General features: G+C 71.6%; 11 protein-coding genes. 5 read left to right on the plus strand and 6 right to left on the minus strand.

Going from position 1 to position 14632, the window contains the following annotated elements:
* Positions 1 to 247: 247 nt before the first annotated feature.
* A complete protein-coding gene (locus AB0F62_RS05055; RefSeq protein ID WP_361792280.1) occupies positions 248 to 1246 on the plus strand; it encodes a nitronate monooxygenase in 999 nt (332 codons plus the stop codon).
* 160 nt (positions 1247 to 1406) lie between these two features.
* On the opposite strand, the gene AB0F62_RS05060 is transcribed toward AB0F62_RS05055, so the two are convergent.
* Both AB0F62_RS05060 and AB0F62_RS05065 read right to left on the minus strand, forming a co-directional pair.
* Positions 1407 to 2015 carry a DinB family protein gene (locus AB0F62_RS05060; RefSeq protein ID WP_361792282.1) on the minus strand — a complete coding sequence of 203 codons (609 nt, stop codon included), beginning with the start codon at positions 2013 to 2015 and terminating at the stop codon, positions 1407 to 1409.
* Positions 2016 to 2152: 137 nt separating this feature from the next.
* Positions 2153 to 5929 carry a S8 family serine peptidase gene (locus AB0F62_RS05065; protein ID WP_361792284.1) on the minus strand — a complete coding sequence of 1259 codons (3777 nt, stop codon included), beginning with the start codon at positions 5927 to 5929 and terminating at the stop codon, positions 2153 to 2155.
* Positions 5930 to 6674: 745 nt separating this feature from the next.
* Between AB0F62_RS05065 and AB0F62_RS05070 the strand changes: the two genes are divergently transcribed.
* Positions 6675 to 8234, plus strand: a complete 1560-nt coding sequence (locus AB0F62_RS05070; protein ID WP_361792286.1) for a hypothetical protein — start codon at positions 6675 to 6677, stop codon at positions 8232 to 8234.
* Positions 8235 to 8304: 70 nt separating this feature from the next.
* On the opposite strand, the gene AB0F62_RS05075 is transcribed toward AB0F62_RS05070, so the two are convergent.
* A complete protein-coding gene (locus AB0F62_RS05075; protein ID WP_361792288.1) occupies positions 8305 to 8994 on the minus strand; it encodes a TIGR04222 domain-containing membrane protein in 690 nt (229 codons plus the stop codon).
* 210 nt (positions 8995 to 9204) lie between these two features.
* On the opposite strand from AB0F62_RS05075, the gene AB0F62_RS05080 reads away from it, so the two are divergent.
* Positions 9205 to 10038: an enoyl-CoA hydratase/isomerase family protein gene (locus AB0F62_RS05080; RefSeq protein ID WP_361792290.1), complete on the plus strand. Its 834-nt coding sequence runs from the start codon at positions 9205 to 9207 to the stop codon at positions 10036 to 10038.
* Between the two features lie 113 nt (positions 10039 to 10151).
* On the opposite strand, the gene AB0F62_RS05085 is transcribed toward AB0F62_RS05080, so the two are convergent.
* Positions 10152 to 10628, minus strand: a complete 477-nt coding sequence (locus tag AB0F62_RS05085) for a helix-turn-helix domain-containing protein (RefSeq protein WP_361792292.1) — start codon at positions 10626 to 10628, stop codon at positions 10152 to 10154.
* Positions 10629 to 10953: 325 nt separating this feature from the next.
* Entirely contained in the window at positions 10954 to 11376 is a 423-nt protein-coding gene (locus AB0F62_RS05090; protein WP_361792294.1) for a hypothetical protein, read from the minus strand.
* A 98-nt stretch (positions 11377 to 11474) separates the two neighbouring features.
* Between AB0F62_RS05090 and AB0F62_RS05095 the strand changes: the two genes are divergently transcribed.
* Positions 11475 to 12392 carry a hypothetical protein gene (locus AB0F62_RS05095; RefSeq protein WP_361792296.1) on the plus strand — a complete coding sequence of 306 codons (918 nt, stop codon included), beginning with the start codon at positions 11475 to 11477 and terminating at the stop codon, positions 12390 to 12392.
* A 243-nt stretch (positions 12393 to 12635) separates the two neighbouring features.
* On the opposite strand, the gene AB0F62_RS05100 is transcribed toward AB0F62_RS05095, so the two are convergent.
* A complete protein-coding gene (locus AB0F62_RS05100) occupies positions 12636 to 13046 on the minus strand; it encodes a cupin domain-containing protein (RefSeq protein WP_361792298.1) in 411 nt (136 codons plus the stop codon).
* 426 nt (positions 13047 to 13472) lie between these two features.
* Here AB0F62_RS05100 and AB0F62_RS05105 point away from each other — a divergent pair, with 426 nt between their 5' ends.
* Positions 13473 to 14420, plus strand: a complete 948-nt coding sequence (locus tag AB0F62_RS05105) for a hypothetical protein (RefSeq protein WP_361792300.1) — start codon at positions 13473 to 13475, stop codon at positions 14418 to 14420.
* Positions 14421 to 14632: the final 212 nt, after the last annotated feature.

Raw genomic sequence — 14632 nt, forward strand, 5'->3', positions numbered from 1 at the left:
GCTCATGACCAGCAGGCTATGAAGCCCCTGTGCCCCACCGCTTCGGGCGGAAGTCAGACCTCTTCGTGGGCCGCTACGACTTTCGGCCGATGGCCGCCGGCGCCCCACCGCGACCATCGGCCACGGGCCGGGCGCCGCCGCCGATGCGGGTCGCGGACCCCGTTCGTGTAGGCCCTTGGTGTGACGCGCCGCCCCCGGGCCCGCGTCGCGGTGGCGCCCGAGCGGCCACCGCCGCTTGCATCGGCGCATGGCGACCGCACCCGTACCCCTGCGCACCCGATTCACGGAACTCGTCGGCTGCTCCCTCCCCATCCAGCTGGCCGGCATGGGCTGGGTGAGCGGAGTGGACCTGGCCGGCGCGGTCTCCGGGGCGGGTGGCCTCGGCATGGTCGGCTATCCCCTGGTACCGCCGGCGGTCCTCACCGAACTGCTCGACGCGGTGCGGGCACGCGTCGCGCGTCCGGTCGGGATCAACTTCATCCTGCCGCTGCTCGAGGACGAGCGTTGCGTCGACGTCGCCGCGGAGCGGATGCGCGTCGTCGAGTTCTTCTACGCGGAGCCTTCCCCGCGCCTCGTCACGCGGGCGGCGCGCGGCGGGGCGCTGGTCGCCTGGCAGGTCGGCTCGGTCGAGGAGGCCCGCGCGGCGGTCGACGCCGGGTGCGACTTCCTCGTCGTACAGGGCAGGGAGGCAGGCGGACACGTCAGGGGGACCAGGCCCCTGCTCCCCCTCCTCGACGACGTGTTGGAGGCGGTCGACCTCCCGGTCGTCGCGGCCGGCGGCATCGGCACCGCGCGGTCCGTCGCCGCGGTCCTCGCCGCGGGTGCCGACGGAGCGCGCGTCGGAACGCGGTTCGTCGCGACGCACGAGGCCGACGCGCATCAGCGGTACAAGCTCGCCCTGGTCCGGGCCGCCGGCGGCGACACCGTCCTCACCACGCAGTTCTCGGCCTCATGGCCGAACGCGCCGCACCGGGTCCTGGCGGACTGCGTCGAACGCGCGCGCACGCTGACCGACACCATCGCCGGCGAGGCGGTGCTCGGCGGCGTGACCGTCCGGCTTCCGGCGTCCAGCCCCGTTTGCCCGACCCGCACCACGACGGGCCACCTGGACGCCATGCCCCTTTACGCGGGTGAGGCGGTCGGCGCCGTCACACGCATCGACTCCGCCGCCGACGTGGTTCGCGAACTCGCCGATGGGGCGGCCGCGTTGCTGCGGAAGGCGGCCGGTGGGGGAGAACCGCGCTGACTCCGCGCGGGGCCTCGGAGCCGGCGGGCCGCGAGGCCGGCGGGCGGGGATCGGCCGGTCCTGCCGCCGGGCTCATGGGCCCGGGCGAATCCGGACCCGGCGCAACCGGGGTGGGCCGTGGAGCCGGCGCAGCCGTGGCGGCACCTTCCCGGGGCCGGCCTCAGACGCCGTGGCGGTCGTCGGCCTCCCGCGCCGCTCGCTCCAGCCGGCCCCGATACCCCTCCCACCACGTCTGATCGCCCACCGCCATGCTGTCGCCGCTCTTCGACAGCCCGACGCTTCCGTCGACGATCTCCCGCACGATGTCGGCATGGCCCGCGTGCCGCTGGGTGTCGGAGAGCACCCTGACCAGGACGTGGTGCAGCGTCGTCTCCCGTCGTTCCTCCGGCCACCACGGGACATGGCCTATCGCGTCGAGCGGCAGCGCCGCGATCGTGCTGTCGGAGTGCTCCCACGCCCGGCGGTACAGCCCGACGATCCCATCGCGCGACTCGTCCGCGGTGGCCCACATGTCCGCGTTGGGTTCCGCGTCCTCCGTGTACCACCACGGCGGCCGCTCCGCACCGAAGAACGGCCGTCCGAACGTGTCGCCGAGATACCCCAGTTCCACGCCGGCGACGTGTTTGACCAGCCCCAGCAGATTCGTTCCCGTGGGCGTCAGGGGGCGGCGGACGTCGTACTCCGAAAGCCCGTCGAGCTTCCAGAGCAGGGCGTCACGCGCGTCCTGCAGATAACGGAGGAGGTCCGCCTTCGGGTCCGGTTCGATCATGCGGACAGTCTCGCACCGGGCACTGACATCCGGTCCCCCCACCGGATGGCCGAACCGAACCGCGCCGGACGAGAAGGCGGGTGCCTCCGCGGGGATCCCGCGGAGGCACCCGTTCACGTGCTCACGTGCTCACGTGCTCACTTTCCGAGCAGGTACGCCCGCTCCACGGTCTGCCGCACCGTGTTGCCCGCCTTGTCGGAGGCGGTGACCCGCAGGGTCACGTACGCGCCCTGCCGGTGGTCGCCCGGCCGCTCGATGGTGGCGGTGAACCTGTTGTGGCCGCGGTCCTTGGTCCGGACCTGGCCCTTCCAGGTCTTGCCGTCGTCGAAGGACACCTCGACCTCGAGCTTGGTCCCGGCGGGGGCGGCGAGCCCGTCCTGGTGACGCACCGTCAGGTCCAGGTCGTGACGCTTGCCACCCTTGACCGTGTTCCGCAGGTCGGCCGGGACCCCGTAGTCGACCTGGAGCAAGGGCAGCAGTACGTCCTTCGCCGCGGTGTCCGAACGGAACGTCCAGGACGTGGCGGTCTTCGTACCGGTCTGCCAGTACTCGGTCTTGCGCTCGGTGGTCAGGTCCAGGCGGTAGTCGGCCTCTCCGGCGGGGACGTGGAAGTTCCCCCAGGCGCCTGCGGCCTCGCTGACCTTCTTGCCGTCGCGGTAGAGAACGGCCGCCACGGTGTCACCGTGGGGGTAGGTCGGAATGTCCATCGTCCCCGGTGTCCGGACTCCCCACGGCGAGGGGGCCTGCTTGCGGCCCCAGTGGCTCGCGTCGGTGAACTCCGGTATCGCCAGGCGAAGGGCGTCACCGTTGCGGACGGAGGGACGGCTCCAGCCGCGCGGGATGGACGGCCGTACCACGGCCTTGTACCACTCCTCCTTCACCTTCTCGCCCGCCCCGAAGGTGCGGGGGGCGTCCCGCAGGCCCGACGTCATCGGGTAGTCCGCGTACTCGGCGGTCATGAAATTGACGTAGTGCATCCACTGCGTGTCCCCGGAGGTGACGTACTCGGTGCGCGGCTTACCCGTCGGCACCCAGCGAGAGGTCTCCCAGCTGTACATCTGGTGGGGACGCCAGCTGAAGCGCTGTTCGCCGGTCCAATCCAGCGCGCCGTTGTCCGTGTAGGACGCCTTCACCCGCGCGGTGTTGCGGTCCGAGACGGTGTACGTCGGGTCCTGCGGGATCTGCTGCGGCCAGATCGCCCTGATGTCGTACAGGTACGGGCTCTCGACCGTCCCGGAGATGTCGACGACGGCCTGGTGGTTCTTCATGTACCGCAGCAGCTCCGCGCCGCCGGCCGCGCTCCCCACCTGGAATACGGGGATGGCGGAGCGCACGTACCACGGCTCCCATTCGGTCCAGGCCGTCCTCCACTCGGGCAGGACGAACATGACGCCCTTGGCGCCCGCCTGCGCAGCCGTCTCCGCGAGCTCGAAAACGTTCTCCGTGGCCTCGTCGCGGATCACGGCGAGCTTGCCCCGCACGGTGCCGGGCCGCAGGTCCAGGTTCTCCCTGGTACCCACGTCCACGGCGGTGAGCCGCTCCCCCTCGGAGTCGAACGGGATGGACCCATGGATGTAGTACGGCGTCAGGCCGATGTCCGCGCCGCGGACCTCGGTCCTGATCTGAGGTGCCGTCATCTCCCAGCGGGTGTTGAACTCGAACTCGCCCTCGGTGACCTTGCGCGTGGGCGTCACGTACAGGTCCACCGCCTCGGCGCCGCCCGCGTAACGGATGGTCAGCTCCGACGCCGTCCCGTCGATCTTCCGGTACAGCGAGTACGACAGGTCATTGCGCCGCACGGCGGGCTCGGGCGTCTGCACACGCACCAGTTCGGCCTCACGCGCGTCCAGGGTCACGGTCATGTCCTTGGTGACCTTCACCTCGGGCTCCACGACCTGGAAGAGCCGCACGCCGGTGGCGGTCCGCTGCTCCGCCGCGCTGGCGACCTGGTAGGTGCCCTCCTCGACCTCGGCGGCCAGAGGGCTGAAGCTGGTGAACCGGATGTCCGTGTCCCCTCCGAAGACCTGCCACGCGCTCCAGTACGGGGGGTCGCCGGCCGGGTCGTGGACCTCGACGGTGAGCTTGTGCATCGGGGAGCGCACCCACAGGCTGACGGTGGTGTGGACCGACACGCCGTCGGCGGACGTGGCGGTGACGTAGCCGTAGTAGGAGCCGCGGCCGGCCTTCGTGGGGTCGATGCCGACCGGCACCTCCGCGGTCGCCCCCGGGGCGAGCCGGACCGGGTCCGCGCCCAGCGTCAGCGCCTGCGCGGGGAGCTCTCTGCCACTCTTGGTGGCCAGTGCGGCACGCAGGTTCAGCGAGACCTCAGCGTCGGAGTGGTTGGTGTAGCGGAGCACTCCGGCCCGCTCCACCGGGGATCCGTCCCTGTCGAACGGGCCGAGGACGATCGTGCCAGTGGAGGTGACAGGGGCGGTGAACGCCGCCTTGACGTCGACGCGGCCGCCGCCCTGCTCGGTCGTCTTCTGGCCGGACACCGTGTGGGACGTGCTGATCAGCGCGTCTTTGAGTTGCTCGCCCGTCCAGTCGGGGTGCTGCCCTGCGAGCAGAGCGGCCGCACCGGCCACGTGAGGCGTGGCCATCGAGGTACCGCTCAACTCGACGTAGTGGTCGCCGACCGGGGCGCCCAGTTGCGTCCCGGCGGCGCGCGCGGCGACGATTCCGACACCCGGAGCCGTGATGTCCGGCTTGGCCGCCTTGTCGCCGAGACGCGGGCCGCGGCTGGAGAAGGAGGCCAGCGAGTCATCGCGGTCGACGGCGCCGACGGTGAGGGCGGCATCGGCCGCACCGGGCGACCCGACCGTCATCTCGCCCCTGGTGCCGCTGTTGCCGGCGGCGACGACGAAGAGCGAGCCGCTGCTGCGGGAGATCTCGTTGAGCGCCAGGCTCATGGGGTCGGTGCCGTCGGTCTCCATGTCTGCGCCCAGGCTCATGTTGACGACCTTGGCACCCTGGGCCGCGGCCCACTCCATACCCGCGATGATCCCGGAGAACGAGCCGGAGCCGTTGTCGCCGAGCACCTTGCCGATCAGCAGGTCGGCACCGGGCGCGACACCCTTGCGCAGGCCGCCCGAGGCGGCGCCGCTGCCGGCGACGGTGGCGGCGACGTGCGTGCCGTGCCCCTGGCGGTCCTCGGTCGAGCCGCTCTCGGAGAAGTCCTTCGCGTCGATCACGCGACCTGCGAGGTCGGGATGGCTCTGGTCGGCCCCGGTGTCCAGGACCGCGACCTTGACGCCCTTGCCGTGGTGTCCGGCCGCCCACGCGGCCGGCGCGTTGATCTGCGCGGTGCTGCGGTCCAGCGTGGGACGCACCTTGCGGTCCAGCCAGATCTTCGGAGTCCCGGCCGCCGCGCTCGCGACGGACGCGCCCGCCGCAGGTGCGAGCTTCTTCCAGAAGGAGGCCAGGTCCTGGTCGGCGACGCGCAGTGCCTGGGCGTCGATGCTCGGCAGTCGCCGTGGCTCGGCGGAGCCCTCGTGGAAGTCGGCGAGTGCGTCCGCCCGCTTGGCCGCCGACCGTGCCGAGCCCTTGGGCGCGGACATGATCAAGGGCAGGGCGTCGGTGTGGGCCTCGTCGTATCCCTGGGCGATGAGGCCCGTGACGTCGAAGAGCCCCTTGTCCAGCCGCTCCGTGAGGACCAGCATCGCCGCGTCGGAGGGCATGACCGTCAGGGCGCCGTCCTTTTCGGTGATCTGGAACAGGACGTTCTCGCGGCCCGGTGCGCGCTGCACCGAGGCCGACTTCTTGCCGTTCGCCGTGTCGCCGACGGTGACCAGGTCACCGGTGATCAACCGCACGGTGCTCGTGCGGTCGTGCGGTGCCGGCGTGCGTGCCTCGGTCCCCCGCGGGGACTGGGCGGCGACGGGCGTGATCGCACCCGTCGCCACCACTGCCGACATCGATATCACCGCCCAAAGGCGGATCCGTCTCATTGGTGTGTACACCTTTCTGTCGTCCCTGCGTCTGGCGTGTCCGGGAACGGTGTGTGTGAGCGGGCATGGCGAACACGCGGATCCCGCACGCCTCGTCCGCGACATGCGGGAGGACCGGCGTACGGCATCAGGTGTCCGGGCTCGGCAGGCAGGTGCCCCCGATGCGGGGCGTGTCGAGCCGGGTGCGGCGGGAAGGTGTCAGCGACGGCGCGGGCGGTCCAGGGGGCGAGGCACGGGATCGCCACCGGCTTCAACGGCGGTCAACGGTGTTGCCACGCATGCGATCGGCACCGACCCGGAGTGCCGGCCTGCACACCCGCGCGCCCCTCGGGAACGCAACATCGTTCCTCTCGGTGTCACCTTCGTCTGGCGGTCCCACGCCATGAACAACACCTTTCCGCATACTCGTGGTTCACCGCCCGTCCGGAAGCATGCGCCAAACTGCTCCGACCTGCCACCTTCTTCGGTGACACAAACACGCCATGTCCACACTGCGACACCGCTCATCGCGAATGTTGTCACACTATTGACGATGCCGGTGGGTTGGCGATGCGGACTGCGCGGGGCTGCGGGCGGGAGCACCCCGGCAAGCCGTCGCATGGCTGCCGGCCATTGGCCCGATTCCGCCGTCGAACTCGCTGTCGAGGCGAGACTTCCGTCCGTACACTGACAAGTTGCAGGTATGGGGACATTGTCGACGGGGGGATCCGCCATGTCCGAGGCACCGCACGGTCATCCCTACGGTTTCGTCGTCCCGCCCATGCCCTCCGCCCCGCCGCCCGCGCCGCCGGACGGCCTGCGGGCGGCGGCGGTGGCCCTGCTCAACCTCACCGGTCTCGGCCTGGGTTACGCCCTGGTGCGGCGCCGGCTCCTGATGGTCGTGTGCTGGCTGGCGACCGGATCACTGCTGCTGGTGGCACTGCCCGCCGACCCGGACGGTGTGCCCACTGGCCTGCTCGTGGCCTACCTGGTCTTCCTGGCGGTCGTGGCGGTCCACGGCGCGCGGGCCGGTCTGCGGACCCGGCTGGTGTGGCCGGCGGCGTCCGCCGTCGCCATCGGCCTCGGCCTGGTGCTGCTGGCCGTGCCGGCCGGCGGTGTGGTGCTGTACGACATGGCGCGGGACGAGGCGAACGAGAAGATGCTCCTGGACCGTCTCGACCGGGCCGACCGCCTCGTCCGCGACGGAGAGGGCGAGCCCTTCGGCACGGCCGAGGCGGGCTACCGCAGGGCGCTGCGCGACTACCGCGACATCAGATCCGGCCATCCGGGATCACGGGCAGCCGAAAAGGTGCCCGACCGGCTGAAGACCTACTACGCGACGGTCGGCGCCGCCTACGACCAGCGGGACTACTGCGCCGCGATCCCCGCCCTGGAGTATCTGCGCACGCTTCCGGACACCGTGGGCGAGAAGGAGCTCGGTTCGCTGGCCGCGTGGCCCGACGACCGGCTGGCCACCTCCCTCTACGAGTGCGGCGCGGAGCGGCTGGCCGACGGCGACGCCGACTGGACGGGATCCTTCGGCGAACTCCTGACCGCCTTCCCCGACTCGGCGCAGGCGACGAGGGTCGCACCGGCCGTCGGCTCGGCCGTGGACAAGGCCGCCCGGGCCGTGCGGGGTTCCGATCCCTGCTCCGCCGTCGAACGTCTGCGTACCCTCGGCACCCAGGTCGGGGGGCTGCGGGGAGGCAGCGCGGACGTCACCGGGACCATCGGCGGGCACGCCGACCGGGCGGCGAAGAGCGCCGGCTCGGGTGTCTACACCTGCGGGGTCGACCAGTACAAGGACGGCGACTTCGCCGAGGCGCGGGAGACGATGAAGCAGTTCGTCACCGACAACAAGAGCGACGGGCACCGGGCGCTGGCCAAGAAGTTCGTCATCGCGTCGGAGATCGCGGACGAGATCCCCGCGGCGGGCAAGCGCCTGCCCACGCTGGCCTCCGGCGGCAGCATCTCGGTGACGATCAAGAACGACAGCCCCCATCCCATCACGGTGCTCTACACCGGCCCGGTCACCGGAAGCATCACCCTGAAGGCGTGCGGCAGCTGTACCTCGTACTCCCTTCTGGAGCCCAGTCTGCTCGGATTCAAGCCCTGCCAGGACAGCGGGAAGAACTATCCCCAGCGGACGATCCGCCTGCCCGTGGGCACCACGTACTTCCTCCACAAGTCCACCGCGTCCGACGGATCCTCCCCCGCGTCCGACAAGGCCACGCTCAGGTCCGGGTACATCTACACCGAGTGCGCCTACACCACGAAGTCGCTCGGCTTCTGACCACGGCGACCCACCGCCCGGGCCGGTCCGGCCCGGGCGGTGAACCGTCCCGGCCGACCGCTTGCCGCCGTCAGTCCGAACCGCCTCCCCCGCCTCCGCCGCAGCCGAAGCCGCCGCCCGCGTGGTCGCCGTGGCCCGCACCACCGTACGAGGTGTCACCGGAGTCGCCGGTGTTGCCGGAGTCCGGGAAGTCGGTGCGCCAGCGAAGGAATTCGCTTCTGCCGAAGGGGAAGAGCCCCTCGTCCGCGACCGCTCCCCGGCCGGTCAGCCCGGCCCGGCTGGTGAAGCCCGGGACGAGTGCGGTCAGCGCCGGATCCCCGTAGAGGGCGACGGCGAGCAGGACCTCCCCCTCCGCGAGCCCGTCCGGTCCCCCGGGCAGCGGTGTCCGCCGCCGCAGGGCATCCAGGTGGCGGCGGGCGTCCCGGCTCGGACGGGCCCGCAGGGGGCGCAGCAGCCCGGCCGCGGCCAGCTCCGCCCGCATCCGGGCCAGCGCCCTGCCCACGACCGCCCGGGCGAGCAGCTCCCTCATCCCCGCCGGCCGGTACAGCCCGATGCGCACCGCCTTCTCCAGCGGATGCCGGTACAGCGCCGGGTCCGCCGAGTCCGGGCTCCCCACCTTGATCAGGGTGCCCGGGCGGCCCGACTCCACGGCGCCGCGCAGATGCAGCGCCACCACGGCCACCGTCACGGCGGCGCGGGGCCCGCCGCGCAGCAGCGCGACCTCGTGCGGTTCCAGCCGAACGTCCGTTCCGTCGTCCATGACGTCACCCCCGTGTCCCTGCGGGGAACGTGCCCGCCACCGGGGGCGGTCGAAGCGTGCGGGCACCCGGTTCAGAGGGCGATTTGAGGGTGCCGTACATCTCGTACGTCCGGTGCTGCAGGTGCCCGCGGCCCGCCCGGCGGGGCGCGGGCGACGCGCCTGACACAGCACCTAGCTTGCACATCTAAATCCAGCGTCTACCATGCATGCATGACCGAATCAGCCGCGCCCCTGCGCGTCATCGAGGAGACGCCCGCCTACTGGCGGGTCGTGTTCGACAACCCGCCCCTCAACGTGGTCGACCACACCGTGCTCGAAGGACTGCAGGACCTGCTCGCCCGGATGGACGACAGTCCGGAACTCCGCGTCGTCGTGTTCGAGAGCGCGAACCTCGACTTCTACCTCGCCCACTTCGACATGTCCGGCAAGTCGGCGGGCATCAGCAGGACCACCGGCCGTGCCGGACTGCCCATCCCCATGGACACCTTCGTCCGCCTCACCAGGTCACCCGTGGTGAGCATCGCCAAGATCCGCGGCCGCGCCCGCGGCATCGGCAGCGAATTCGTCCTCGCCTGCGACATGCGTTTCGCGTCCCGCGACAACGCCGTACTCGGCCAGCCCGAGGTCGGCGCTGGCGTCATCCCCGGCGGCGGCGGTACGGAGCGACTGCCCCTGCTCACCGGCCGCGGCCGGGCCCTGGAGATCATCCTCGGCGCCGACGACTTCGACGCCGACACCGCCGAGCGCTACGGCTGGATCAACCGGTCCCTTCCCGACGCCGAGCTGGACGCGTTCGTCGACACGCTCGCACGCCGTCTGGCCTCCTTCGACCAGCGCCCGATCGAGGCGGCGAAGAACCTCGTCAACCAGGTCACCCTGCCGACCACCGACAGCCTCCTCGACGGCCGCAACGCCTTCGCCGCCGCCCTCGGCTGGCCCGAGACCCGGCAGCGGGTCGCCGCGCTCTTCCAGCGCGGAATGCAGCAGGAAGGCGACCTGGAGAACCGTTTCGGCGCGCACCTCGCCGATCTGCTCGACGACTGAACCCACCGGGCATCCCCACCGCGCAGGTGCCCGGGCGGTCACCGGCCGCGGTCACCGACGGGACGGGCAGCACGTCGACGGCGGCGGGGCGCCACCACGGCCGGCCGGTTCGCTCAGGTGGCGGCCGCCGTGTCCGTGACGATGACCACGTCCGCGGCGGGCACTTCCCGGCCTTGGTCGTCGATGAAGCCAACGTGGACGGGAAGCCCGGAGGACCGGGTCCGCCGGAGCGCGGAGGGGCCGGAGGGGCGCGGGCGGTGGTGGTCGCCCCACTGCTGGAGCGCGGTCAGCACCACCCGCAGCTCCCGCCCCGCCTCCGTCAGGTGGTAGCTCTGCCGCGGCCTGCTGCCCGGGTCCCGATATGTCTCCGTGCGGAGAACCCCGGTCTCGACGAGCAGCTTCAGCCTGGCGCTGAGCAGGTTGGACGCGATACCCAGGGAAGCCTGGATCTCGGCGAACCGGTGCCGGCCGGCGAAGATCTCGCGGAGCACCAGGAGCGACCAGCGCTCACCGAGGACCTGCAGGCTGCGCTCGATGGAGCAGGCCGGTTCGTCACCGGCGGGGCCCGCCCACTGCCGTTCGGTTGCCACGGTCCTCCTCACACGTCGCGCCGCGTACCGCGTGCCGTATGTGCCCGGCGTCGTACGGGGCGGTAAGCCAGTGTACCCCTGAGTTTCACCTTGCAATTCAGATGTCCGGACATCTGGTGACCGGTACGACCTGGTACCGGACGCCTCCCCGGCTACACCGTGTTCGTCCGGCAGGACGGACCGCCCGGTGATCACCGTGTGCAAGACCGGGCAGCTCGGCGTCCTCGCCGCGATCGACGTCGGGGGCCGCACCACAGCGTGGCAACCGACCGGCGCGCTCCACGAACCCCCTCCCGATAGGTCGGACAGGGCACGGCGCCGAGCGCTACCGCGCACCGCCTGGTGGCGATCGAAAGCCGGTTGCGATCTCGTGCGCGTACTGATCCTCCCGGCCGAAATCCTGGATGACCTGATCAGCCTCCTGGACCCGATCGGTCTCGCACAGCAGCCGAACGAGGACGTACAGAGCGTCACGGTCGCCATCTTTGGCGCGGTCGCGCAGAACTGCCTCCATCCCTTGATCGCGAAGCGCCCTGTTGAGTCGCCGACGTGCGTGGACGTCCGAGAGAGCGAGCTCCGTGAGTTCGGTGAACCGCGCCGCACTCGCGAGCAGATCCATGTGCCACAGATGGTTGTCGTGCATCAGGTAGTCGGTGGAGTAGCACTCGGCATGGGCGCCGACCAACGCGATGGCCTCGTCCCAGTCTTGGAGTCGTTCCGCTGCCCGGGCCTTCTCGAACCAGTCCACAGGACGAGTATCGCTCCGCGCTGTCCCGTCCTGCGTGGTGGGAGGGGCCGCCCGAAGAACCATGGCCGCCGGGCGCCGTCCCGTGCCAGGGTTGCCGCATGCTTCCCATCACGGTGCACCAGGAGAGCGGGCGGCGGCACGTCCGCCCCTCCGCGCACGAACTCGCGGAACTGGTCGAGGCGATCGGGGGCCCGGGGGACCTGTTCCTGATCGTCCAGCGGATACCCGACCTCCCCGACGTCTACATCCAGGTGTGGCACCGTGCCGGGGAGGAATACCAACTGGAGCACCGCGACGGCGCGCACGACCGCCACTTCCAGGTGTTCCTCGACTCGCCGGAACCCGTGGTGGCGGCGATGACCGGCTGGGCCGGCCGCGAGAAGGGCTGGGACGACGGGCTCGCCTGGGCCCGGCTCAAGCTCAAGGCCCCCAAGCGCGTGCGCCCGTTGAAGCTCGACGACTCCGACCGCGCCCTTCTGGAGGCACGCGTACGCGAGGTCCTGGTCGGCGGATACGCCACTCGGGCGGAGCTGGCAAAGGTCGCGGAGGAGTATCTCGTCTCCGGGAAGCGGCGGCCGGTCTCCCCCGAGCAGGCGGGCGAACTGGCCGACCGGATGTGGCTGGAGCGCGTGGCGGAGCAGACCCGCTGGGAGGGCGAGACGGACCCGGAACGTCTCACCCGGGCATTCGCGGCATTGGAGGCGGCGGGCATCACGGCCCGGGAGAACTTCTCCTGCTGCCGCTCGTGCGGTGAGTCCGAGATCGGCCCGGCGGGCCCGCCCGATGCCCGCGGCTTCGTCTACTTCCACGCCCAGTGCACGGACTCGGCGGCGGCCGGGCGGGGACTGATGCTCCTCTTCGGGGGCTTCGACGGTTCGTCCGACACGACGGCGGCGATCGGCCGGGAGGTCGTCGCCGCTCTCGAGGCGGCCGGGCTGCCCACGGAGTGGGACGGCGACCCCGGGAATGCCGTCACGGTCACACCGCTGGACTGGCGCAAACGGCTGGTCGGCTGAGTACCGCCCGGTGCGTGACCGAGCCGGGAAGATCACGGGAATAGAGCAGGCCGGACCGGCCCGCACCCGCGGGGAGCGGGTACGGTACCGGCCCGGCCTGCTCGGCGGCTCCGTCGCCGGGACCGGACTCGTCCCGGTCCCACCATGCGGTCGTCGCGAGCCGAGGGCCTCGTCAGCCTTCCCGGGGGCGGCAGGCCGCCGCCCGGCCGGGGCGGAAGGAGCGATCCGGACGAGCGGTGGTCGTTACGGCTGGGTGTACCGCAGGTGCCGCCGCTCGGCCAGCTCCTCCGCGCTGACCACGGTCAGGACCGGAGTGCCGGGAGCGGCGAACATCGTCACCACCAGCTGCGACTGCGCGTCCGAGAGGTTGTTGGCGCCCAGGTAGTGGATCACGTCGCCTCCGGGCTCGAACAGGGCGTCGCCGGCCTTGAGCACCCGGGGCGGCTCCCCCTCGAGCTCGAAGAGGATCTCGCCCTGGGTCACGTAACCGAACAGCGGCCCGGGGTGTCGGTGCGGCGGCGCGCCGGCGTCGCCGGGCGGCAGGGTGACCCGGATGGTCCTGGCCTCGGCGCCCGCCGGAATGCGACCCGCCGCCTCCGGCAGGACCGAGATCACCTCGACGCCCGGGGGCAGGTGTGTGTGCTCAGCGCTCATGTGTTCCTCCAAAAAGGGACTGTGCGCAGTGAGGACAAGTCGGCCTCCCCGTTTGTGACAGCCCTGCGCGGCAACGCCTCGCCGACTACCGGTTCGTCCCGCGGGGGACGGCGGCCGGCGTACCCGCGCCGCCGCGGCAGCGGATCCCGCCGCAGCGAGCCGTGAGGCGGCACCCGCGATGGCAGCGCACAACGGATCCGCCACGGAGGCGTGTTGGCACGCGGCCGGTCGCCTCGCAGCCGGTCGGCTCGCGACCACACTCCTCACCCCGCCGCGCGCGCCTGCGGTTCACCGGTCGCTCGCCCGCCGCTCGTCCGGCATTTCCGGGGAAGATCGTCCCGCGCGTCAGGGTCGTATCCGTCGGCCGGAGCGCGGGATCCCGCGGCCCGGTCCCGCCCTCTGCCACTCCACTCGCCAAGGGGAACCATGCGCGTACGGACCAAGATCGCCTCAGCGGTGGCCGCCTGCCTGGCGGCGGCCGCCCTCACGGTGACCGCCGGCCTCGGGTCCGCGGAGGCCACGGCCCCCACCGGAGCCAAGACGGCCGCATCGGCTCCCGTGGAGTACACGGCCGACCTCCAGCGCTCCTTCGCCGCCTTCGACGCGCGGCAGGGTGTCGCGGTCGACCGGAAGTACTTCTACGCCGTCAACAACCAGACCATCACCAAGCATGACAAGGCGACGGGCAAGCCGCTCCTCCAGTTCGTCGGAGACAGCGACGGCCCGATCATCCATATGGACAGCGCCACCGTGGTCGGTGACAAGCTGTACGCGGCGACCTCGAACTACAACGTCACGCCCGAGAAGAGCTCCGTCGAGGTGTTCGACACCCGGACGATGAAGCACATCGACACGTTCAGCTTCGGCATCTACCGCGGCTCGCTGACCTGGCTGGACCGGCACGACGGAGCGTGGTGGGCGGCCTTCGCCAACTACGACAAGCCGCCCGCGGGCTCGACGGAGCCGTACGGAAAGACCGACAACACCCAGATCGTCAAGCTCGACGACCGCTTCCAGGTCGTGGAGTCCTGGACGCTGCCGCAGGAACTCCTCGACAAGGTCAGGCCGATGAGCAACTCCGGCGGCTCGTGGGGCCCCGACGGCCGGCTGTGGATCACGGGCCACGACTACGACGAGGCCTATGTGATGGACATCCCGTCCGAGGGCTCGGACCTTCGCTGGGTGGCCACCGTCAAGCTCCCCGACGTGGAGGGCCAGGCCATCGCCTGGGACCGGTCGACCAGGACCCCCGAACTCTGGACCATCAAGCGCTCCACGGAGGAGGTGCTGGTCTTCAAGGCCCCCTACGCCTCGATCAAGGACCCGCACGCCCAGCAGTGGAAGGTCGTCGGCCCCGGCCACTTCGTGCAGTGACCCGGGCTGCGACGTGGGTCCGCCCCGGGCCGTCTCCCGGCCGGGGCCGGACCCACGTCGGCGGACGAGCGGATCGCCCCGGGACGTCGCGCCGAGGCCCGGGCGCCGAGGCCGCGGAAACGGCGCGGCGGAGCCCTCGCTCGCCGGGACGGCGGACGCAGCCGGGGCGGCACCATCGCCCGGAAGTCGATCAAGGATCCCTTACGATCCGG

The sequence above is a fragment of the Streptomyces sp. NPDC026673 genome, from assembly GCF_040638135.1.
In the GTDB taxonomy this organism is placed as follows: domain Bacteria; phylum Actinomycetota; class Actinomycetes; order Streptomycetales; family Streptomycetaceae; genus Actinacidiphila.

Excerpts from the sequence above, each read along its gene's own strand:
- AB0F62_RS05105 (WP_361792300.1), top strand. The coding sequence starts at position 13,473 with ATGCGCGTACGGACCAAGATCGCCTCAGCGGTGGCCGCCTGCCTGGCG.
- AB0F62_RS05075 (WP_361792288.1), bottom strand. The coding sequence starts at position 8,994 with ATGGACGACGGAACGGACGTTCGGCTGGAACCGCACGAGGTCGCGCTG.
- AB0F62_RS05055 (WP_361792280.1), top strand. The coding sequence starts at position 248 with ATGGCGACCGCACCCGTACCCCTGCGCACCCGATTCACGGAACTCGTC.
- AB0F62_RS05100 (WP_361792298.1), bottom strand. The coding sequence starts at position 13,046 with ATGAGCGCTGAGCACACACACCTGCCCCCGGGCGTCGAGGTGATCTCG.
- AB0F62_RS05065 (WP_361792284.1), bottom strand. The coding sequence starts at position 5,929 with ATGTCGGCAGTGGTGGCGACGGGTGCGATCACGCCCGTCGCCGCCCAG.
- AB0F62_RS05060 (WP_361792282.1), bottom strand. The coding sequence starts at position 2,015 with ATGATCGAACCGGACCCGAAGGCGGACCTCCTCCGTTATCTGCAGGAC.
- AB0F62_RS05070 (WP_361792286.1), top strand. The coding sequence starts at position 6,675 with ATGTCCGAGGCACCGCACGGTCATCCCTACGGTTTCGTCGTCCCGCCC.
- AB0F62_RS05080 (WP_361792290.1), top strand. The coding sequence starts at position 9,205 with ATGACCGAATCAGCCGCGCCCCTGCGCGTCATCGAGGAGACGCCCGCC.
- AB0F62_RS05095 (WP_361792296.1), top strand. The coding sequence starts at position 11,475 with ATGCTTCCCATCACGGTGCACCAGGAGAGCGGGCGGCGGCACGTCCGC.